The following is a 21,009-nucleotide window of genomic DNA, read 5'->3' as shown; positions in this document are numbered from 1 at the left end:
CTGTTTGCTGTACTGGTCGCTATCGCCTGTGATGCGGTCGTGGCGCCGTCCGCTGTCGCAGCCGAGCCGATTGCCGCGTGCACGACCGCGCAGGCCGCGACCGCGGTACCCGCCGGTATCCCGATGCTCGACTGGTCGGAGAACGTGGGCTACGACGCGCAGGGCAACCTGTGGGTAGCGCGCCTCTACCGGAATGAAGTGCAACGCTATGACAGCTCCGGTGTGCTCACCGCGCGTGTTCCCGTCGAATTTCCTGGCGCCGTTCGCCTCGGACCTGACGGCTTGCTCTACGTCGTCTACGGCGATTCACCCACCAGTCTGTTGCGGCCGGGCGGTGTCGTCCGCTTCGATCCCGCCGCCGCCGACCCGAAGCCCGAGACGTTCGTTTCCGGTTTCACCATGCCCAACGGCGCGGCCTTCGATGCGGCGGGCAACCTCTACGTGACCGGCATGTCCGGCGTGATCCGCATCCGCCCCGACGGCACCGTCGACACCGATTGGACCGCGCGGGCCGAGACCTCCACCGCCAACGGCATCGTCATTCGCGACCGCTCGATCTACCTGACATCCAATGGGAATCCGCTCGGCCGGGTGTTGCGGATGTCCATCGACGACCCGACCTCACGATCCGTGGTCGCAGACCTGTCCTCGACACTGCCCGGCATCCCCGACTTCGCCGACGACCTGGTCGACCGGGACGGCATCCTGTACGTCACCACTCTCTCCGGCCAACTCGTCCGCATCGACCCTGACGAGAACGCCGCATGCGCCGTCCTGAACGGCCAGCCGATGACCTCCGTCGTGGCCGTGCCCGGTCACCCCGATGAGCTCCTCGCCGGTACCGAGGGCGGCGCGATCCTGCGCATTCGCCTGTCGCGCTGACCGCAGGACAAGCTCGCTATCCCCGTGGCACTGCCGCTCGGCCAGGACTCGACGTCGGATTCGCGGCGTGAAACGGGTCCTCGGGCCCTGCCGCGCCGAGGGTGGGTAGCCCGGCCCCGCGACGGCGGTCGCGCTCACGGTGCGGTGATGGCCTCGGCGATACGGCTGGAGATGGTGTGCAGTTGTGTGGTCAATGCGGGTGAGTCATGGACCTGGAAGTCCACACCCAACCCGATCAGGCGGTGCGCCAACCACCCTGGTGAATCGTCGCGAGTGGCCTCCAGCCGGCACGACTTGCCGTCTATGTCGGTTACCTCGCCCTGGCTGTCGCCGAGGCGACCGGTGACCCGTCCGACCGGTGCGTGGATCGTCACGCTGGCGCGGTAGGTCGGCGTGCCCCAATCGGTTCGGCGTCCGGCCACATACGAGGCGGGGTCGGCGGCGGGAAGTTCGCGTGGTGTGCAGCGGGCACCGGTGGGCTGTGGGCGTTCGACCCGGTCGAGCCGGAAGACGCGCCAGTCATCGCGTTCCATGTCGTGACCGACGAGATACCAGCGACGGCGCGCGGCGACGAGTCCCGCCGGTTCCACATGGCGCCGGGTTTCGCTGCCGGCGCCGCTGCGATAGGCGAAACGTACCCGCTCCCTGTTGGTTACCGCCGAAGCCAGCGCCGTGAGCACCTCCGGGTCGACGCACGGGCCATCATCACTCGGCAGTGCCATCGCGGTGCCGAGGACCCGCACCCGCCGCCGCAGTTTCGTCGGCAGCACCTGCTCCAGCTTGGCAAGCGCGCGCACCGACGCCTCCTCGATACCGACGACGGCATATCCGGCGGCGGCGCGCAGGCCGACCGCGATGGCGACCGCCTCGTCGTCGTCCACCAGCAGTGGTGGCATCGCGGTGCCCGCGACCAGTCGGTAGCCGCCCATCGCGCCCATCGTCGCTTCGACCGGATAGCCGAGTTCGCGCAGTCGGTCGATATCGCGGCGCACGGTGCGATCGGTGACGCCGAGGCGGTCGGCCAACTCGCTGCCCGGCCATTCGCGAGGCGTTTGCAGCAGGGACAGCAGCCGCAGCAGTCGGGCGGGGGTCTCGTTCATGATTGCGAGCATTCCAGATAACTAGGACAAAGATAGTCCTACATGGATTCTATCGTCGATCACGAACCGAATGACCGACATGCAAGGAGCCGTACCGATGAGCTTTGACCGCAATGCCATTCGCCCCTTCCACATCGACATCCCGCAGGCGGACATCGACGACCTGATCGACCGGCTCGCTCGCACCCGCTGGTCGCCCCAGCTCCCGGGCGCGGGTCGTGATCGCGGTATCCCGGTCGACTATCTGAAGGACCTGGCCGATTACTGGCGCACCGGTTTCGACTGGCGGGCACAGGAGGCGGAACTCAACAAGTTTCCGCAATTCGTCACCGAAATCGACGGCCTCGACGTGCATTTCCTGCACGTGCGCTCGCCGGAGCTGGACGCGTTGCCGCTGATCCTCACGCACGGCTGGCCCAACTCGTTTGTGGAGTTCGTCAAAACCATTGGGCTGCTGACCGATCCGCGCGCGCATGATCTCGACCCCGCGCAGGCATTCCACGTCGTGATTCCCTCGGTCCCCGGTTTCGCCTTCTCCGAAGCGCCGCGCGAGACCGGAATGACGGTGCGCCGAGTGGCCGAGATGTGGGTGACGCTGATGGACCGGCTCGGTTACGAGAGCTACGGGACCCAGGGCGGGGACCTCGGTGCCTATGTCGCGCCGGAAATGGCGATCGTCGCACCCGATCGAGTGGTCGGCGTGCACATCGACGGCGGCATCGGACTGCCGACCGAGGCCGATGTGCCGACCATGTCCACCGACGAACGCACCGAATGGGATCAGATGCAGCTGTGGATGTCCGGCGGCGTCGACCATCATGTGCTGTTGCACGCGGCCCCACAGACTTTCGCGCACGCATGGACCGATTCGCCGGTCGGGCTACTGGCCTGGCTGATACACAAGTTCGACGAATTCACCCCGATGGCCGAGCGGGCCGAAGACGTGATGGATCGCGATCACCTGCTGACCAACATCAGCCTTTACTGGTTCACCAACACCGCGGGCACGTCATCATGGCCGATGTACACCGGCCTCGACGGTAATGGCGCATTTACCTGGCCCGCCGGTCAAAAACTGGTTCCCACAGGCGTTTACGCGGGTGGCTCCGCCCTGATGCGACGACTTGCCGAGCGCGACAACACCATTGCGCATTGGCCGGAGGGCAATACCGGCAACCACTTCATCCCCATGGAACTTCCGGACATGCATACCGCGGATGTCCGCGCGTTCTTCGTGAAGGTGCGCTGACAGCAAGAAGTTCGGCTATGCGGCCGGTGCTGCAGGGGCCGGGATGATGCCGGGGGCGGGCTGGGCCGCGCCGGGGTTCGGCGGGGCGAGCGCAGGGGCAGGCGGGAGTGCCGGTGCGTCCGGGACCGTGAACAATCCGACCGTCGGGGTCATCACGCAGTGCGCGAACGGGTAGTCGATGATGCCCCACATCGACGCGAGGACGATGCCGGGCCCACTGGCCACGGTCTTCGACAGGATCGGCAGGTTGAGCTCGGTCGTGTCGTCGAGAACGTCCATGCCGCTCGCGCCGGTATTGACGTTGACCCAGGCCACCACGAGTCCCGAGGCCAGCGGCGAACCCGAGTGCGCGGGCGTCGCGCTGAACCGCAGGGTGCCCGGGGCTGGGTTGAAGCCGTCGTCGCGAGCGGGACCGTTGGTGGTGGCCGCGGCGATGATGGTGGTGATGGGGCCGTTGCTGCCGCAGCCGAAGGTCGGCGCCGCATAGGCGAACGGGATGAATGTGCCCGCGATGTCGCGCAGTCCGGACACATCGACGAGCTTGGTGTACTGCTGGAGAGCTCCGACGCCCGCCTGCGCGACCGTGTCGGTTCCCGCGGTGTCGGCGAGTTCGGCGAGGCCGATGTCGACCGGCGACGGCGCGGCCGGTTCGGCCGTCGCCGTCCCGGTGAGTGCCAGAACCGCACCGATGCCGAGGGAGGTCACTGCCGCGGCCGCGCGTGCGATGGGTCTGCCGTTCACTCGTCTACTCCTAGATACCTATCCCCAGGGGTTCCCCAACCCTCGCCAGCAACGTACCAGCTCGTTGTTTTCCTCGCCGCGCTACCGATGGCGGTGACCCGCCGAGTCGACGCTGACACGCGTGTCCTCCCCCTGTGACCCCGGCGGCAATGAGAGATTACCGGAGGGTAGGTTTGACTCGGACGTACGAGACACACCGGGAGATTTGTATGAAAATAGGTCTGTCCCCCGACGAGGTGGCCTTCCGCGATGAGCTGCGAAGGTTCTACCGGGCCGAGATTCCCGAAGACATCCGTGAGCGCGTGAAATACGGCCGCGAGCTGTCCCGCGACGACATCGTCACCACCCACAAGATCCTCAACGACCACGGTCTCGCCGTGCCGAACTGGCCGGTGGAGTGGGGCGGCAAGGACTGGACGCCGATGCAGCGCCATATCTGGCAGGACGAGATGCAGCTGGCCTCGGTCCCGGAGCCGCTCACCTTCAACGCCCAGATGGTCGGCCCCGTGATCGCGCAATTCGGATCGCAGGCGGTCAAGGAGCGCTTCCTGCCGCCGACCGCGGCGCTGGACATCTGGTGGTGTCAGGGGTTCTCCGAGCCCGACGCCGGTTCGGACCTCGCCTCGCTGCGCACCACCGCTGTGCGCGACGGCGATTCCTACATCGTCAACGGCCAGAAGATCTGGACCACCCTCGCGCAGTACGCGGACTGGATCTTCTGCCTGGTGCGCACCGATCCGAACGCGCCGAAAAAACAGGCGGGCATCTCCTTCCTGCTGTTCGACGTGAAGAGCCCCGGTGTCACTATTCGCCCGATCAAGCTCATCGACGGCGGCTACGAAGTGAACGAGGTCTTCTTCGAGAACGTCCGTGTGCCCGCCGATCAGTTGGTCGGCGAGGAGAACATGGGCTGGACCTACGCCAAGTTCCTGCTCGGCAACGAGCGCACCGGCATCACCGGCGTCGGCCGCACCAAGGTCAAGATCGGCGTCGCGAAAGACTATGCGCGCCAGACCAAGTCGGGCTCCGGCACCCTGCTGGAGGACCCGCTCTTCGCGGCAAGGGTCGCTGAGCTGGAGAACGAACTGCTCGCGCTGGAGATCACCCAGCTGCGCGTGGTCTCGAACTCCGTGGATGGCAAACCGAATCCGGCCTCGTCGGTGCTCAAGCTGCGCGGCTCCGAGCTACAGCAGGCCGCAACCGAGCTGCTGCTGGACACCGCGGGCCAGGACGCGCTGCCCGTCGACGCCGACGACATCGCCGCTCCCGGCTGGGCACAGCGCAGTGGCCCCGGCTACCTGAACTACCGCAAGACAACCATCTATGGAGGTTCGAGCGAGGTGCAGCGCACCATCATCGCCTCCACGATCCTCGGATTGTGAGGCGACACCATGGATTTCGAACTCACCGATGAACAGGTCATGCTGCGCGACACCGTCCGCGATCTGCTGGCCCGCAACTACGATCCCGAATCCCGGCTGAAGATCACCGATACCGAACTCGGCTGGAGCCGCGATGTGTGGCGCCAGCTGGCCGAGCTCGGCGTGCTCGGTCTGAGCTTCACCGAGGAGGACGGCGGCGTCGACGCGGGACCGGTGGAGACCAACCTCGTGCTCGAGGAGGTCGGCCGCAGGCTCGCACCGGAGCCGATCCTGGACGCGGTGCTGGTGCCCGGCGGGTTGATCGCCAGGGTCGGCAGTGCCGAACAGCGTCAGCGGATCCTGCCCGAGGTCGTCGAGGGCAACAAGCTGCTCGCCTTCGCGCACGCCGAGCCCGGCGTGCGCTGGCCGTCCATCGAACTCGGCACAACGGCATCGGCCCAGGGCGATTCGTATGTCCTGACCGGCATCAAGAACCCGGTTCCGCACGGCGATTGCGCCGATGAGTTCGTGGTCAGCGCGACACTGCCCGGTGGCGGCGTCGGCCTGTTCCTGGTGGCTCCCGACGCCGCGGGCGTGGTCCGCAAGCCCTACCGCACGGTGGACGGGCAGCGTGGCGCGCAGCTCGAGCTCGACAAGGCGCCCGCGGAATTGCTCGGCGACAACGCCGACGCCGCATCGGCGATCGAGACGACGATCGTGCACGCCCAGGCCGGTTTGTGTGCGGAGTCGATCGGCGCGATGGAGGAGGCGCTGCGCCTGACCGCCGAATACCTGCGTACACGTAAGCAATTCGGCGTCACGCTGTCGAAGTTCCAGACCCTGACCCAGCGGGCCGCGAACATGTACGTCTCGCTGGAGCTAGCGCGCGGCATGAGCCTCTACGCGACCGCGTCGCTGGCCGATGGCACGGCCGATCCGGTCGTAGCTTCGCGGGCGAGGTTGCAGGTCGGTCGCGCCGCACGCAACGTCGGTCAGGAAGCGATTCAGATGCACGGCGGCATCGGCGTCACCGCGGAATACCCGGTCGGCCACTACGTGGCCCGGCTCACCGCGATCGAGCGCACCCTCGGCGGGGGCCTCGAGCACCTGCGGGTGCTGACCGACCGCGTCGGCGATTACGACCTGGCCGAGCTCTAGATTCTCCGAAAGCGGTGCGTGGGCCAGGTGCTCACGCACCGCTGCGGGCTACTCGCCGTCGTGTGTCTCGACGGGTTGTGTCGTGATCGGCGGCTGCGTGGTCGGCAGTTCCTCGAGCGGCGGCGCGACAGTGGTGGTCAGCACGATGGTCGTCGGCGGTTCCTGTGTCTCGCTCGGGACAACCGGCGGCGGAGGTGGCAGCGGACTGGTGCTTTCCCGCAGTGTCGTCGTCATCGGCGGTCGCGTGGTCGATTCGCCAGATGATGATGTCGCCGTCGGCGGCACCGTGAAACCGGCTGGCGCGCGCGGAGCGTTGGGGGCGACCCGCCAGGTGGGCGACGGCGGAATGAAGACCCTCGGCATCGTAACGCTGGAGCCCTCCCGCATCATCGGCACAGCATCGGCTGCGGACTTGATCGGCGGCGGTGCGACATAGGTGTCGTGCTTACCGACCCCGCAGGCGCCGATGAGAACGAGACCGAGGGAAACCGCGCCCGCGGCGATCGCCGGACCGGCGATCTTGGTCCTGCTGCTCTCCATCGGTGACACTCCTCGTGCGTTCGAGTGGGGCTCACACTAATCGAGGCCGGGCGACCCGGCCACAGGTGAGGATGTCGCCGGCTGAGCTTACGAGCGAGTGATCTGCGAGCAGGCGCTAGGTGACCTTTTCGAGCGACCTGCGAGCAGTCGCTAACTGACCTTTTCGAGCGACCTGCGAGCAGTCGCTAACTGACCTTTTCGAGCGACCTGCGAGCAGTCACTAGCGATGCACCGAACTGGAGGCATCGTAAACGTTGGTAATTCAGATATCGAATTGGTCTACTCTGCGTGTCGCGGGCACGTGTCGCCGCTGAACCGTAAGCGGTGGCCTAGCGTGTGATCAAAGTTACGCGTGAGACGCCTGTACCCAGATGAGAGACGCGCGATGCGAATTGCGCGACAGCAACACTCTGATCGGCGTCATCGAGGAGTAGATGATGGCAGCTTACTCGACAACTCCGCTGCATGCCCCGTCCGCGGCCGCTGAACCAGCGGCCTCGGCAACATCGCAGCATAAGGTGTCGAACCCGCCAGTGCGTACCCTGTCCACGATTCTGTCGCGGATATCGGCCTGGCTGATTTTCGTCGGTGGAATCGGCGGGGCCGTACTCGGCATCGCCGGCCTACATGTCGAAATAACCGTTGCCGGACTGATTCTGGCGTGCACGGCGGGGTTGGTCTTGCTCAAGCTCCGCGCCGAAAGTGTGAAGGCAGGCGAGGCTGTGGCCCGCCAAAATGGCGAGCGCGCATCATGTTCGGAGATTTAGCCTGATCCCATGAGGATCGAGATCACTACGGACCCGGTGCAGTTCCGGTCGCGGACGGAAGCCTTCCTGGTCCGTGATCCCTTGCGACACACAGTGATCACTACCGGTACCGCTAACGCCGCTGGTGGCCTCGACGGCTCGAACGAACCGTCCAGGTTTTTGTCGGTGCATGCCGAGGACGACACGGTGCTCGGTGTGGCGATGCGCAGCGCGGGGCACGACCTCTATCTCGGCGACATCGCCGAGGGCTGCGTGGACACCGTCGCCGACGCGCTGGCAGAGGTTGTTCCCGATGCCGGCGGCGTCGAGGGGGCTCCCGAGCACGCCACCCGTTTCAGCGACCGCTGGAGTGCGCTGCTCGGCGTCGGATACCGGCATTCCTACACCAGCCGGTTGTACCGGCTGGGCACACTCAGGGTGCCCGATGCCGCCGGATCGCCGCGGCGCGCAGTCGAATCCGACACCGAGCTGTGCCTCGCCTGGGCGGAGGCGATGCGGGTCGAGTTGGATATGGGGCCGAACGGCTGGACCGCCACGCAGATCGGCAAGCGGATCGCGGCGGGACGTTGGTGGCTATGGGAGCACGAGGGCAGACCGGTCTCGTTGGCGGCCCACCAGGTTCCCGGATACGGCTGGTCCCGCATCGGCCCCGTCTACACCCCACCCGCAGACCGTGGTCACGGCTACGCCAGCATCCTCACCGCCCATGTGGCGCACACGCTGCGCACCAAGGGGGTGAATGTCTGTCTGTTCGCCGACCCCGCCGACCCCACTCCGAACAAGATCTATCAGGCCATCGGCTTCGAACCGGTCCGCGAGTTCGTGCGCTACGCCTTTACCCGATAGCGGTTGTGTGCTGGTCCCCAATCCTGGGGAACCGCACCGTCATCGGGTTAACTCCTTCGGGTGAGTTGCGATTTCGGGGTGGCCCCGGCCGCCGACGTCGATAACGCCCTCGATGCTCTGGAGCGGTATCGGCAGATGTGGGCTCATCCCCGCAGCGGTGCCGTCTCGCCCGTGGTGGGCGATTTCGTGGCCGCGGTCAACAGTCACGACAACGGCGACGATCTGGTCGTCACCATCGCGGACTCCCGCGGAGCCGTATTGCGCGTCGAGGGGCCCGGGCGCAACAGACACCTGCACACCGTGCTGGAGCTGAGCAAGCAACGCGACCTCGTCGTGCTCGACGTGCAGACCGGGCATCTGTACGACCCACGCGGACATGTCGATGCCATGGTCACCGTCGGTGACGGGCGGACGCTGCCCTATCTCACGGCCGCGCTGGTCGAGGACTTCGTGGTCGCGGGAACCGATCCGGACGACCCGTTTCTGGTCGTGGCGCGTGACGACGACACCTACATCGGCGCGCGCCGCCACGAATGGGTCTACGAACTGGAACATCGAGCCGGATCAACGGCCGAGCACTTCCGCGTCTACACCACGATGCACACCGTGGTCCGTGCTGTGATCTGGGCGTGGGCCACCGGCGACCCGTCCTGGTCGGTCGCACTGCCGTGGCGGCGGGTCGATCCGGGGTCGCCCGGCATCGAGGCGGCATCGGGGGCGGAGATTCTGCTGGACGAGCTGTCGTCCATGGCAACAGGTCTCACCGTCGACAGACTCGCGCTGCTCGATACGTTCCTGTCGGCGCGCGACACTCCGGTGCCGATGCTGGATCCGAACCGGCACCGTCCGGATGACGAGGCGGCGCAGTAGCGACGGATTTCAGGAGTCGCTCGGTCGAAATTCCGCACCGGCACCCAGCGTCGAGCCCCGAGCCTCGAGCGAGGCTGGACGAGCGGGGCGTCGCGGCAATGCCCGCGAGTGTTTACCTATCAGTTCAGCGGTGCCGTGCGCCACCAGCGCATGGCATTTTCGATGCTGCCCGCGAGGCCGTCGGTGTACATCGCGAACTGCGCGCGATCCTTGTCGCCGGTGAAGACGGTGATGATCTTGGGCCCGTCGTTCATGTATTTGTAGTTCGTGTACGACATTCCACCGTTGGTGTCGGTCGACTTGGTGTTCGTCGGCAGGCTGGCGACCATTGCCTGCACGTCCGCGGCGGAGTTGTAGACGAAGATCGTATAGAACGGGTCCGGATCGGAAGTCTCACCGCCGCCGTAGCAATCCCACTCGTAAACCCATTTGCCGAAATCCGGTGAGCCTGTGGTCGGGGCCGACGGGGAGGTCGAATCGGCCGCGATGCAATGGGAGCCGTTGTAGCCGGTGCTGCCGGACTTGGATGTGGGCACCATACGACCGAACTCGGTGCTGATCGCTTCGATGTTCGGAATTACCGCACCGCCGTTGCTCGGCGAGGACGATGTGGACGTGTCGGTGGCATCGGTAGAACCCGAATTATCGGTGACCGCTCCGATGATGCCGAGTACCACCAGGATCAGCACCACCACACCCACGCTGATCCCGATGATGAGTCCGGTGTTCGACTTGTGCCGCGGTGGCTGACCGTGCGGGATCGGTGTGTGGAACCCGAAGGTCGGCTGCTGGTGGTTGTAGAGGTTCGACTGCTGCAGCGTTGGTTGCTGCATGTGCGGCTGCCGCACCAGGGTGGGTGGCGGGGTGTTGCCGACGGGCGAGCCGGTCAGCGAGTGGGTGCCGCTTGTCCGCGGGCCCGGTCCATCGGCCACCGGATACGGCGTTCCCGTTACCGGAATCGGTGGTGCGGTGGGTGGCCACGGGCCGCTGGTCAAGGGCGTTGTGGGGCCGGTGACGTGGCGCGGTCCACCGACGACCGGCATCGACGGCACGCTGGGGTTGGTCAGGGCGTGGCGCGCGGCGGCGGCGAACTCCGAACAGGAGACGTACCTGTCCTCCGGGCGCTTGGCCATCGCCCTGGCGAGCACGCTGTCCAGGGCGTACGGCAGCCCGGGCCGTGTGCTGCTGAGTGCGGGCGGCGCGCCCTGTAGGTGTCCCTGGATCACCGCGGCCGGGTTGGTTGCGTTGAACGGGCCGGTGCCGGTGAACAGCCAGAACAGCGAGCATGCCAGCGAATACTGATCCGATCGATGGTCCAGTGTCGCGCCGGTCAGCTGTTCGGGTGAGGCGTAGGCGAGGGTGGCGGTGAAGGTGCCGGTCTGGGTGAGATGGCCGGTGTCGTCGCGCAGCCTGGCGATGCCGAAATCGGTCAGGTAGACGCGCTCGCCGCGACCCGCGCCAGAGCGGGCGAGCAGGATGTTCGCCGGCTTCACGTCGCGGTGCAGCACGCCCATGCCGTGCGCATAATCGAGCGCGTCGGCCATCTCCTTGATGATCTGCACCGCCCGCTCCGGCGGCAGCGACTTGGGATCCACCGACGCGGCGTCGATGCCGTCGATGTACTGCATCGAGATCCACAGCTGCTCGTCGTCGAGGCCGCGGTCGTACACCGTGACGATATTGGGGTGATCGAGCTGCGCGACCAGATCCGCCTCCCGTTCGAACCGCGCACGCACCTCCTTGTCGAAGAACATTTCCCTGTTCAACAGCTTCAGCGCTGTCATCCGCGGCAGCCGCGGATGTTTCGCCAGGTAGACCGAACCCATGCCACCGCGGCCCAATTGCCGATCGATGACATAGCCGGCGAAAACGTCACCGCTGGCCAGCATGTCTGCTCCACTTCCCGTCGCTCATCGGGACCCGCCGATGGACAGACGTACAGCATTGGAATGCGCGATCAGGCCCGACCCGTGCGCCGAAAACATCGAAACCTTAGCAGTATTCGGGCAACCAAAGATCGCCCTTTCATAGCGGAAAGCTATGGTGGAGGGCGTGGTTCAGGCGGCTGCTGCCCGCCCTGCCGGTCTGCCCGCGGTGGCGCCGACCGGATCGGACGCACCCGAATATCCGGCAGCGCGATGGTTCCCGGGCGAGGCGTCCGCCGTGGCGGCAACGGCATGCGCGGTACGACCGGTTCGGCGGATGCACGTGACACCCCGGCCCCGGCCCGCTCCGGTCGCCCATGCGGTATCTCGGTCGGCTGCGATGCGGGGGGAGTAGGTGGCGTCGCGGATGTCGGCGGCGCGGCAATAGTCGGCGTCCAATTCCCTCGCGGCGCCGAATGCCCGTGTTGCCCTGACTGCCCGGGTGATGGCGAATAGCCTCGTCCGCCGGACGAGAGCGCCCAGCGCGCCGCCGCGGCGAACTCCGAGCAGCTGGCGAACCGGTCCGTCGGGCGCTTGGACATGGCCCGCGCGAGCACACCGTCCAGCGCGGGCGGAATTCCCGGCCTGGTCCGGCACACCGATGGCACCTGTCCGTAGAGATGGCCGTTGATAACGGCCGCCGGACCGGTGCCAGGGTACGGGCCCAGGCCCGTCAGCATCCAGAACAGGGTGCACGCCAGCGCGTACTGATCGGCCCGATCGTCCAGCGGCAGCCCGAGCAGTTGTTCGGGCGCGGCATAGGCGAGGGTCGCGGTGATCGAGCCCGCCGAGCTCAGCGTGGTATCGCCGTCGCGCATGCCCGCGATGCCGAAATCGGTGAGCAGCACTCGTTCCGGCTGCCCGATCGGTGCCTTGGCCAGCAGGATATTGGCCGGTTTCACGTCGCGGTGCAGCACGCCGTTGGCGTGCGCGAAATCCAGGGCCTTGGCGGTGTCACCGACAATCTGTACCGCTCGCCCTGGCGCGAGCACGTTCACATCCGCGCAGGACGCGTCCGCGCCGGGCACGAATTGCATGGAGATCCACAGCTGCTCGTCCTCGGCGCCGCGGTCGTAGACGGTCACGATGTTGGGATGGTCGAGCTGGGCGACGAGGTCGGCCTCGCGCTCGAAACGTCCACGGATCTCGATGTCGCTGTACAGCTCCCGCTTCAGCAGCTTCAGCGCGGTCAGCCGGGGCAGGCGTGGATGTTTGGCCAGGTAGACGGTGCCCATGCCGCCTTGGCCGAGCACGCGCTGGATGGCATAGCCCGCGAAGAGCTCGCCTTTTTGTAGCACAGTGGATTCACCCCCCTCATCAGGTCGAGCACCTGGATCTTACCGATGTATCTCGGTACGCCGTCTCGATGCAACAGACTCGTTGTGCTTGCCTTCGGCTTGTCGGTGCCAGTCGATAAAGTGGGCGCATGCGCATTGGAGCACACGTCCGGCTCGACAGCGATCCCATCGGTTTCGGTGCGAAACTCGGCGCCGATGTCATCCAGCTGTTCGTCGTGGATCCGCAGAGCTGGGACAAACCGACACCGCATCCACGGACCGAGGAGATCCTCGCAAGTCCGATCGATGTGGTCGTGCACTCGTCGTATCAGATCAATGTGGCGAGCCTGAACAACAGGCTGCGGATGCCATCGCGCAATGCGGTGGCGCAGCAGGCGAAGGCCGCCGCGGAGCTGGGCGCCATCGGGTTGGTCGTGCACGGCGGGCACGTCAGGTCCGACGCCGAGATCGACACCGGAATCGACAACTGGCGCAAGCTGTTCGAACGCCAACAGGACAAGGGCGGCTTCGCGGTACCCATCCTGATCGAGAACACCGCGGGCGGGAACCATGCCATGGCACGGCATTTCGATTCGATCGCGCGTCTGTGGGACGCGGTCGGCGATTACGGCGCCGGCTTCTGCCTCGACACCTGTCACGCATGGGCGGGCGGCGAAGAGCTCGTCGGCGTCGTCGAACGAATCAAGGCCATCACCGGCCGAATCGACCTGGTGCATTTGAATTCTTCGCGCGACGAGTTCGATTCCGGCGCCGACCGCCACGCCAACTTCGCCGACGGCACCATCGACCCGCAACTACTCGCCGAGGTCTGCCGCACCGCCGACGCACCGGTAATCCTCGAAACCCCTGCCGAAGGAGTAGCCGACGACCTCGCGTACCTGCGCGAGCATGTTGGCTGATCGCGCGGTGTGTCCTGATGCGGTGGTGGTCCCGGAGACCCCAGCTGAAGGAGTCGGGGGCGATCCGGCGAATCTGCGCGGGAACGTGGGCTGACTGCGCGGGGTGTCTGAGCAGTGGACGTGATGGTGGTCCTGGGAAGTCCCGCCGAGAGGGCGGATGTCCGGCGTGTTCGCGTGAGCACGTGGGTTGATTGCGCAAGTGTGCCGAACTGTGGACATGGCTCCGGAAACCCTGGCAGAAAATATTGCGGGCGAGCTCGCGGACCTGTGCGAATAGGCGGGCGATGGCCGCGACTTTCTAGTGCGCACACGCACTGTAGTTGTGATCATGGCGACGAAAACCCTGTTTGACGGGGCAGTTCGGGTGGTGTGCTGCGACAGCGTCTCAATCAGTCTCGAACAGCGAAGGTGATCCCTTAACGCTTCTCCTGCCTGAAGGCAGGAGATTCACAGCTCAGACCGCAACCGAACCACCCACCCGAAGGAGGTGACCCACTTGTCTCACATCCTCAACACTGACGTGGCCGCGCTCTGCCACAACCAGAACCACCCTGGCAGCGTTCCGATCCCGACAAGCGGTGTAACCACATTCAGGGCATCGGAAAGTTCGCTCGCACAGTTCCGGTCGCTTGGCTCTCGCAAAACAATCACTGCATGTCATCGACGTAAAAGCGGGCTGAACCAACACCACCCTCCGGCCAGCCCGAACACCCTGCTCGACCAACTCGCGCTTCGCCCCACCGATCGCCGCATCCGCAGCCTTACGCGCCATCGTGGACTTCGCCAGGAACCTCGGCCGGAAATCCTCCACCGCGATCAACCCATGAGCGGCGACAACACGTTGCGCCCACACCCGCGAATCATGCCGGGTTTGCCGCGCCGCCTTCTTATGCAACTTCGCCACCTGCCGGGCGGCCCGCTGGTAACCGCCGGACTGGGGGCCACGTTTACCGCTGTGGCGTCGGGCCATGCGGCGTTGCGCTTTCGCCAGTTCCGCCGCGCACCGTTTCCGGTGCCCCAGAAACGGCAGATCGAACTCGGCTTCGGTGGTCGTGGCCGTGACACTCACACCCCAATCGATACCGACCCCGCCCCCAGCTGCCAGCACGGTTTCCACCTCATGCCGGACGACGAACGAGGCGTACCAATGCCCCAGACAGTCTTGGGTGATCCGACACAATTTCGCGACCCAACCTCTGGAAGGAGGATGGCGCTTCCTCTCCCCCGTGAACGAGAGAGTATCCGCGCCAAACACCCGATGACGGTCTACACCACTCTCGCCACCACCACGGTGACCAAGCTCGGCGCCCACATCGGTGCCCAGGTCGACAATGTCCGGCTGGGCGGCGACCTGGATTCGGCGACGGTCGAGGTGGTCCGGCGCGCGCTGCTCGAGCATAAGGTGATCTTCTTCCGCGGTCAGGATCACCTGGACGAGGACGGCCAGTACGCGTTCGCGCAGCTGCTCGGCAGCCCGACGACGCCGCACCCGACGGTCACCTCGCACGGCGACAAGAGCCTCGCCATCGATTCCGAGCATGGCCGCGCCAACAGCTGGCACAGCGACGTCACCTTCGTCGACCGGATCCCGAAGGCATCGATCCTGCGCGCGGTGCACTTGCCGCCCTACGGCGGATCGACCACCTGGGCCTCCACCGTCGCCGCATACAACTCGCTGCCCGAGCCGCTCAAGCGACTGGCCGAGAACCTGCGCGCCGTGCACACGAATGTCTACGACTACGCCGCGGTCAACGTCGACAAGTCGAACGCGAATACCGAGGCCTACCGCGCCGAATTCCAGTCGAGCTACTTCGAAACCGAGCATCCGGTGGTCCGCGTGCACCCCGAGACCGGCGAGCGAGCGCTCCTGGTCGGCCACTTCGTGAAGCATTTCGTCGGCGTGTCCACCACCGAATCCCAGGCCCTCTTCCGCCTCTTCCAAGACCGCGTGACCCGACTGGAAAACACCACCCGCTGGAACTGGGCCCCCGGTGACGTCGCGATCTGGGACAACCGCGCCACCCAGCACTACGCCATCGACGACTACAACGACCAGCCCCGCAAGCTCACCCGGATCACCCTCGCGGGCGACATCCCGGTCGCCGTCGACGGCACAACAAGCACCATCCGCGAAGGCAATGCCGAACACTATTCCGTCATCGACACTCCGGTACCGCTCGCCTCCTGACCCGCACACCCGCCCAACCCGCCGCTCGACCAGGGCCGTTACGCCGTGATCGCGTTCGGGCCCGCCGGGTCGGCGGGTGCGGGAGATGTGGATAGGCCACACTGGTGGCCATGAGTATCAGGCCGTTGGACGGGGTGCGCGTCCTCGAACTCGGCAATTACATCGCGGCACCGACCGCGGGGCGCATGCTGGGTGACTTCGGGGCAGAGGTCATCAAGGTCGAGCGGCCGAAAGCGGGGGATGAGCTGCGGAACTGGCGGCTCTACGGCGGCGACACCTCGATGCTTTACCGCACCGTGAATCGCAATAAGAAGTCGATCACCCTCGATCTGCGCACCGAAGCAGGCCGGGGCATCGTGCTCGATCTGATCCGGCACTGCGATGTGTTGCTGGAAAATTTCCGGCCCGGCATGCTCGAGAAGTGGGGTCTTGGCCCCGAGGTGCTCAACGAGGTCAATCCCGATCTGGTGATCACCCGCATCTCGGCGTACGGGCAGACCGGCCCTTTGGCATCGCGGCCCGGTTTCGCCGCCGTCGCCGAGGCCGTCGGCGGTTTACGCGAACTCGTCGGTGACCCGGACCGCCCTCCGGTGCGCACCGGCGTCTCCATCGGCGATTCCATTGCGGGTATCTACGCCGCCTTCGGCACTGTGATGGCGCTGTTCCAGCGCACCCAGCGGGCCGAATCGATTCCTTTGCGGGAGCGCGTCATCGATGTCGCCCTCAACGAGGCGATCCTGTCGGTAATGGAATCCCTCGTGCCGGACTACCTCGCCTACGGCATCAACCGGGAACGCGTCGGCGGCCGGATGGAAGGCATCGCGCCGAGCAACGCCTACCCGTGCAGCGACGGGGTCAGCATCATCATCGGCGGCAATGGCGACGCCATCTTCCAGCGCTATATGGCAGTGATCGGCCGCCCCGACCTGGCCGCCGACCCCGAGTTGCAGGACAACGCGGGCCGCTGGCACCACCGCGAGCGGCTGGACGCCTCGATCGCCGAATGGACGATCACCCACACCCGCGACGCGGCGCTGAAGCTGCTCGAGGCGGCCGCGATTCCGTGCGGCCCCATCTACACCGCCGCCGACATCGTCGCCGACGAACAGTACAGGGCGCGAAACATGATCCAGCCCTTCGCCGTGGATGTCGGTGCGCCGCAACCGAAAACGGTCGGCTTCACCGGCATCGTCCCGGTGATCGGCGACCAATCGCTGCCCATCCGCAACGTCGGCCCCGATCTCGGTGCGCACACTCGCGAGGTGCTGTCGGGATTACTCGGCATGAGCGATGCCGAGATCGACGCATTGGAGGTGCCATGAGAAATGCTCGCGCAGTGCTTGCGGCGGCGAATCGGGTGCAAGTCGCGCGAGACACCGGAGGCATCGTGAGAGACAATCGCACAGTGCTTGTACTGGAGGCCTCATGACTCGGCGGGTTTATGGTCGCAGGCGACCACCAGGGCGTTCGGCTTACGAGCTACGGGCGCCGACACCCCGTCGACCCACCGTGCATCCCAACCCGGCCGTGGGGAACGGGAAGCCGTGCGGCGGCGTGATGTGCGTCCCGAAGGAAGCGCGGGAGCGGAAATGACGGTGCTGACCGAGTCGGTCCTGCGTGATGTGACGTTGCGTGACGGACTTCAGCTGACCGGCAAGGTGCTCCCGGTGGACCGCAAGGTCGAGGTCGTGCGGCGGCTGCTCGCCCTCGGCGTGCCCGCACTGGAGATCGGCTCCATGGCCCGCCCGGATCTTGTCCCGCCGATGGCCAACACCATGGACCTCATCGCGGCACTGACTCCCGAAGAGCTGCAACGCTGTTGGGTCTGGGTGGCCACACCGCGGCACATCGAAAAGGCCGCGGCCGCGGGCGTGCGCAACTTTCAATACTGTTTCTCCGTTTCGGACGCGCACAACAAGGCGAATATCGGCCGCAGCACCGAAGACAGCGTGGCCGTCATGCCCGACGCGGTCCGCCTCGCCAATGAAGCGGGCGGCCAGATCCAACTGTGCCTGGCCACCAGCTTCAGCTGCCCATTCGATGGTCCGGTAGATCCCGAACGAGTCCTCGCGATCGCCAACGACCCCCGCACCGAAGGCGCCACCGATATCGTCGTCGCCGACACCCTCGGCCAGGCCGATCCGGCTCGGGTAACGGCTCTCATCTCCGCCGTCCGCGACCGAACCCCGCAGCGCCGCATCGTCTTCCACGGCCACGACACCTGGGGCATGGGCGTCGCCAACACCCTCGCCGCCCTCCGAGCAGGTGCAACCATGGTCGACGGCTCGCTGGGTGGCCTCGGCGGCTGCCCCTTCGCCCCCGGCGCCAGCGGCAACACCTCCACCGAAGACATCCTCTTCGCCACCCGCCCCGCCTGGTTCACCCCCACTACCCTGTCCGCCATGGTGAACCTCTCCGAAGCCCTCCTTGCCGACCTCGGTGAACCCAACCGCTCCCGCACCGCCGAGGGCGCCCGCTCGAAAGCCGAAGCCTTCGACTGGGTCATCTGAGCCCGTTGTGCTAGCGCCCGCCCATGCCGGGCAGCCCGGCGAACAGCAGCTCGAAAACCGGCGGGGTGTTCGGGTGCACAGTGGTGGACGGCATGAATGGTCGGCCTTCGCCGGTGTCGGTGACAATGTAGTCGGAGTGGCTGCCCGGCACCCTGTCGTTCACACCTTCACAGTGCGGTCCACCGGTGGCGTTGACCTTCGGTAGGTCATCGGGGTACTGATACGGCTGCGCGCCGTACATGAAGTTCGAGTTGAAATATGCGCCCGGGTATCTTCCGCCGAAGATCTCCTCGGCGAGTGGCATGAGTTTGCCGAGTGCGTTGACGACGCAATTCAGTCCTGGCGCGTAGGCATACAACAACGCGGTGGTCGGGTGGAGGAGCCGCAGCGATGTGATCAGCGGTGTTTCGTTCTGCTGTAGCAGGCCACCTGTGGTGTCCGCGAGGCCGACAAGGTTCAGCAGTACCGCGTCGAGATTCGGCTGCTCATCGATGATCGTCGCTCCGGTGGCGGTGACGTTTTCCACCGTGCGTACGAGATCTCCGACAGTGTCGCCGTATAGGTGTGTGACCTCGGCAGTCGTGGCCAGGTCACGACGCAGTGCGGGCAGGCTCGGATTGAGCTCGCGCAGATAGGAGTCCGTGCGAGCCATGGTGTCGCCGAGCTGGTCGCCGCGCCCATGCAGTGCGGTGCTGAGCGCGGTGAAGGTGGCGTTGAGTTCGCCCGGCTCGACCTTCGCGAGGAGGTCGGCCAGGTGTTGGAACAGGGTGTTGAATTCGACGGTGACCGCTTCGGCCGCCACCTGCGCTCCGGGCCGCAGCGGCCTACCCGAAGGTCTTTGCGGGACAACGAAGTTCACGTACTTGGCGCCAAAGATGGTGGTGGAGTGGATATCCACCCTCGCGTTGTCCGGGACGAGCCGCAGCAGCTCGGGGTCGAGATCGAGCCGCAGGTGCACCCGCTCTTCGGTCCGGGCGATCGCGGCCACTCTGCCGATCTCGACGCCGCGGAACTTCACCCTGGCGTCGGGGTCGAGCACCAGTCCAGCGCGGGGCGCGTCGACGGTGACCGACGCCGTCGAGATGTACTTGCCCGAATACATCGACAGCACAGTCGCGATGACGGTAGCGATCGTAAGAATCATTGCGGCACCGGCGACTTTCAAGCGCAGCGCCCGCCAAAGGGCGATCGCGAGCCACGCCGCATCGGTCTTTTGCTTCGAACGCATTGCTCACCTGCCTGGAGACGGGTGCGTCGTTGCCCCCGCTCGCGATGCCGGTATACCTGCCCGGCCTTACGTGTCGTAGTGCTGTCCAGACACGTGTCCATAGTACGTCTGGACGGCCATCCCGGGAGGGTTTTCCAATGACTTCCCGACAGCTACCGCGACGACCACCGCAAGATGGTGGTGCGGCTGTCCGCTACCGTGGGCGTCGAAAGCCCTTGACGCCGGATACCTTGCGCGGGTGTGAGTAGAAACATTCTGCACCGCACCGAGATCCGCATCGCTTGTACTGTGAATTGCATGATCACGCTCAAAAAAGAAGATGGCGCCGCCGATCTCAGCGGTATCACCAAATTGACGGTCGGGGTGAGCTGGGATCCGTCGTCCGGCACAAGCGGCGGTCCGGTCGGGCTGCTGCGTCGCAAGCGCGGGGTGGACCTCGATCTGATCGCCATTCTCATGCAGGGCGCCGAGCCGGTGCGTTTCGCCGGTCTGGACTCCCTGGACCCGATGGGCAACGGCTCGGTTCAGCACACCGGCGACGAGCAGACCGGCGCCGCGTCCGGTGACGACGAATCGGTACACGTCACCTTCGCCGACGTGCCCGGCGGTATCGACGCCATCGTCTTCGTGGCCGCTGCCTTCAAGAAGGGCAGCTCGTTCGAGAAGGCCAACAATATTTCGTTCAAGGTCTACGACGCGACCGGCGGCAGTGCCGACCAGGTCGCCGACATCTGGCCGTCGCTGCTCGGCAACGACAACGCCAACGCGGTCGCGCGGGCCTTCCGGTCCGGCGCGGGCTGGCAGCTGGAAGTCATCAACCGCAAGGGTCAGATCAAGCAGGGCGACAAGCAGGCCCTGCTGCGTTTCGCCATGGCGTAGCACGAAAAAACCGGAATCGAGGGGAGCGAGGCACCCTTCGATTCCGGCTTCGCCGAAGTGTTGATCAGAGCGCGGCCTCGATGGCGTTGATGACCGCAGCGGAGTCGGGTTCGGTCCGCGGACGGAAGCGACCGGCCACTTTGCCGTCCCGATCGATCAGGAACTTCTCGAAGTTCCACTGGATGTCACCGCTCGCGCCCTCGGCATCGGCGGTCTCGACCAGCTCGCTGTAGAGCGGATGCCGCTGCTCGCCGTTGACGTCGGTCTTCTCCAACAGCGGGAAATCCACGCCATAGGTGGTGGAACAGAACTCCTGGATCTCCTCGGCCGTGCCGGGTTCCTGGCCCATGAACTGGTTGCTCGGCACCCCGATAACGGTCAATCCGCGCGGTCCATAGGTCTTCTGCAGCTCTACCAGCCCGGAATACTGCGGCGTCAGGCCGCATTTCGAGGCCACGTTGACCAGCAGCACGGCGTGGTCCCCGGCGAGGTCGCCCAGGGTCGTCGCGTCGCCGGAGAGCGTGCGCAATGGAATATCTCGAAGGCTCACTCGTATTGCACCTGCCAC

At 65.9% G+C, this 21,009-nt stretch carries 19 protein-coding genes; 11 read left to right on the top strand and 8 right to left on the bottom strand.

Annotated features, from left to right (window positions below; genetic code table 11):
• Nucleotides 1–39: 39 nt before the first annotated feature.
• The gene (locus ACLMAJ_RS00805) at nucleotides 40–882 is read left to right on the top strand and encodes an SMP-30/gluconolactonase/LRE family protein (RefSeq protein WP_412011481.1); all 843 of its coding nucleotides are present in this window, start codon (nucleotides 40–42) and stop codon (nucleotides 880–882) included.
• A gap of 134 nt (nucleotides 883–1,016) precedes the next feature.
• On the opposite strand, the gene ACLMAJ_RS00800 is transcribed toward ACLMAJ_RS00805, so the two are convergent.
• A complete protein-coding gene (locus ACLMAJ_RS00800; protein WP_412011480.1) occupies nucleotides 1,017–1,982 on the bottom strand; it encodes a helix-turn-helix transcriptional regulator in 966 nt (321 codons plus the stop codon).
• Nucleotides 1,983–2,079: 97 nt separating this feature from the next.
• On the opposite strand from ACLMAJ_RS00800, the gene ACLMAJ_RS00795 reads away from it, so the two are divergent.
• Nucleotides 2,080–3,231, top strand: coding sequence for an epoxide hydrolase family protein (locus ACLMAJ_RS00795; RefSeq protein ID WP_412011479.1), 1,152 nt, complete (start codon nucleotides 2,080–2,082; stop codon nucleotides 3,229–3,231).
• A 15-nt stretch (nucleotides 3,232–3,246) separates the two neighbouring features.
• On the opposite strand, the gene ACLMAJ_RS00790 is transcribed toward ACLMAJ_RS00795, so the two are convergent.
• On the bottom strand, nucleotides 3,247–3,972 hold the full coding sequence (locus ACLMAJ_RS00790) for a hypothetical protein (protein WP_412011478.1): 726 nt from the start codon (nucleotides 3,970–3,972) through the stop codon (nucleotides 3,247–3,249).
• 209 nt (nucleotides 3,973–4,181) lie between these two features.
• Between ACLMAJ_RS00790 and ACLMAJ_RS00785 the strand changes: the two genes are divergently transcribed.
• Nucleotides 4,182–5,354, top strand: coding sequence for an acyl-CoA dehydrogenase family protein (locus ACLMAJ_RS00785; protein WP_412011477.1), 1,173 nt, complete (start codon nucleotides 4,182–4,184; stop codon nucleotides 5,352–5,354).
• 9 nt (nucleotides 5,355–5,363) lie between these two features.
• The gene (locus ACLMAJ_RS00780) at nucleotides 5,364–6,491 is read left to right on the top strand and encodes an acyl-CoA dehydrogenase family protein (RefSeq protein WP_412011476.1); all 1,128 of its coding nucleotides are present in this window, start codon (nucleotides 5,364–5,366) and stop codon (nucleotides 6,489–6,491) included.
• A 48-nt stretch (nucleotides 6,492–6,539) separates the two neighbouring features.
• On the opposite strand, the gene ACLMAJ_RS00775 is transcribed toward ACLMAJ_RS00780, so the two are convergent.
• Entirely contained in the window at nucleotides 6,540–7,031 is a 492-nt protein-coding gene (locus ACLMAJ_RS00775; RefSeq protein ID WP_412011475.1) for a hypothetical protein, read from the bottom strand.
• A 776-nt stretch (nucleotides 7,032–7,807) separates the two neighbouring features.
• On the opposite strand from ACLMAJ_RS00775, the gene ACLMAJ_RS00770 reads away from it, so the two are divergent.
• The gene (locus ACLMAJ_RS00770) at nucleotides 7,808–8,644 is read left to right on the top strand and encodes a GNAT family N-acetyltransferase (protein ID WP_412011474.1); all 837 of its coding nucleotides are present in this window, start codon (nucleotides 7,808–7,810) and stop codon (nucleotides 8,642–8,644) included.
• Nucleotides 8,645–8,704: 60 nt separating this feature from the next.
• Entirely contained in the window at nucleotides 8,705–9,514 is an 810-nt protein-coding gene (locus ACLMAJ_RS00765; RefSeq protein ID WP_412011473.1) for a hypothetical protein, read from the top strand.
• 119 nt (nucleotides 9,515–9,633) lie between these two features.
• Here the strand turns inward: ACLMAJ_RS00765 and ACLMAJ_RS00760 are convergent, their stop codons facing one another.
• A complete protein-coding gene (locus ACLMAJ_RS00760) occupies nucleotides 9,634–11,403 on the bottom strand; it encodes a serine/threonine-protein kinase (RefSeq protein ID WP_412011472.1) in 1,770 nt (589 codons plus the stop codon).
• Between the two features lie 149 nt (nucleotides 11,404–11,552).
• Complete coding sequence (locus ACLMAJ_RS00755) at nucleotides 11,553–12,737, bottom strand: serine/threonine-protein kinase (RefSeq protein ID WP_412011471.1); 1,185 nt, start codon at nucleotides 12,735–12,737, stop codon at nucleotides 11,553–11,555.
• Between the two features lie 128 nt (nucleotides 12,738–12,865).
• On the opposite strand from ACLMAJ_RS00755, the gene ACLMAJ_RS00750 reads away from it, so the two are divergent.
• A complete protein-coding gene (locus ACLMAJ_RS00750; protein WP_412011470.1) occupies nucleotides 12,866–13,636 on the top strand; it encodes a deoxyribonuclease IV in 771 nt (256 codons plus the stop codon).
• Nucleotides 13,637–14,090: 454 nt separating this feature from the next.
• On the opposite strand, the gene ACLMAJ_RS00745 is transcribed toward ACLMAJ_RS00750, so the two are convergent.
• Nucleotides 14,091–14,891, bottom strand: coding sequence for an RNA-guided endonuclease InsQ/TnpB family protein (locus ACLMAJ_RS00745; RefSeq protein WP_412011469.1), 801 nt, complete (start codon nucleotides 14,889–14,891; stop codon nucleotides 14,091–14,093).
• A gap of 3 nt (nucleotides 14,892–14,894) precedes the next feature.
• Here ACLMAJ_RS00745 and ACLMAJ_RS00740 point away from each other — a divergent pair, with 3 nt between their 5' ends.
• The 3 genes from ACLMAJ_RS00740 to ACLMAJ_RS00730 all read left to right on the top strand — a co-directional run bounded on the left by ACLMAJ_RS00740 (nucleotide 14,895) and on the right by ACLMAJ_RS00730 (nucleotide 18,334).
• Nucleotides 14,895–15,824 carry a TauD/TfdA dioxygenase family protein gene (locus tag ACLMAJ_RS00740; protein WP_412011468.1) on the top strand — a complete coding sequence of 310 codons (930 nt, stop codon included), beginning with the start codon at nucleotides 14,895–14,897 and terminating at the stop codon, nucleotides 15,822–15,824.
• Between the two features lie 110 nt (nucleotides 15,825–15,934).
• Nucleotides 15,935–17,146 carry a CaiB/BaiF CoA transferase family protein gene (locus tag ACLMAJ_RS00735; protein ID WP_412011467.1) on the top strand — a complete coding sequence of 404 codons (1,212 nt, stop codon included), beginning with the start codon at nucleotides 15,935–15,937 and terminating at the stop codon, nucleotides 17,144–17,146.
• A 267-nt stretch (nucleotides 17,147–17,413) separates the two neighbouring features.
• The gene (locus tag ACLMAJ_RS00730; RefSeq protein WP_412011466.1) at nucleotides 17,414–18,334 is read left to right on the top strand and encodes a hydroxymethylglutaryl-CoA lyase; all 921 of its coding nucleotides are present in this window, start codon (nucleotides 17,414–17,416) and stop codon (nucleotides 18,332–18,334) included.
• A 10-nt stretch (nucleotides 18,335–18,344) separates the two neighbouring features.
• Here the strand turns inward: ACLMAJ_RS00730 and ACLMAJ_RS00725 are convergent, their stop codons facing one another.
• Nucleotides 18,345–19,562, bottom strand: a complete 1,218-nt coding sequence (locus ACLMAJ_RS00725) for an MCE family protein (protein ID WP_412011465.1) — start codon at nucleotides 19,560–19,562, stop codon at nucleotides 18,345–18,347.
• A gap of 297 nt (nucleotides 19,563–19,859) precedes the next feature.
• On the opposite strand from ACLMAJ_RS00725, the gene ACLMAJ_RS00720 reads away from it, so the two are divergent.
• Nucleotides 19,860–20,441, top strand: coding sequence for a TerD family protein (locus tag ACLMAJ_RS00720; RefSeq protein ID WP_412011464.1), 582 nt, complete (start codon nucleotides 19,860–19,862; stop codon nucleotides 20,439–20,441).
• A gap of 64 nt (nucleotides 20,442–20,505) precedes the next feature.
• Here the strand turns inward: ACLMAJ_RS00720 and ACLMAJ_RS00715 are convergent, their stop codons facing one another.
• Nucleotides 20,506–20,991, bottom strand: coding sequence for a glutathione peroxidase (locus ACLMAJ_RS00715; RefSeq protein WP_412011463.1), 486 nt, complete (start codon nucleotides 20,989–20,991; stop codon nucleotides 20,506–20,508).
• Nucleotides 20,992–21,009: the final 18 nt, after the last annotated feature.

The sequence above is a fragment of the Nocardia arseniciresistens genome, from assembly GCF_046764875.1.
Classification (GTDB): domain Bacteria; phylum Actinomycetota; class Actinomycetes; order Mycobacteriales; family Mycobacteriaceae; genus Nocardia; species Nocardia arseniciresistens.
Note: the sequence above shows the minus strand (reverse complement) of the source record. Positions and strands in the feature narration are given on the sequence as shown.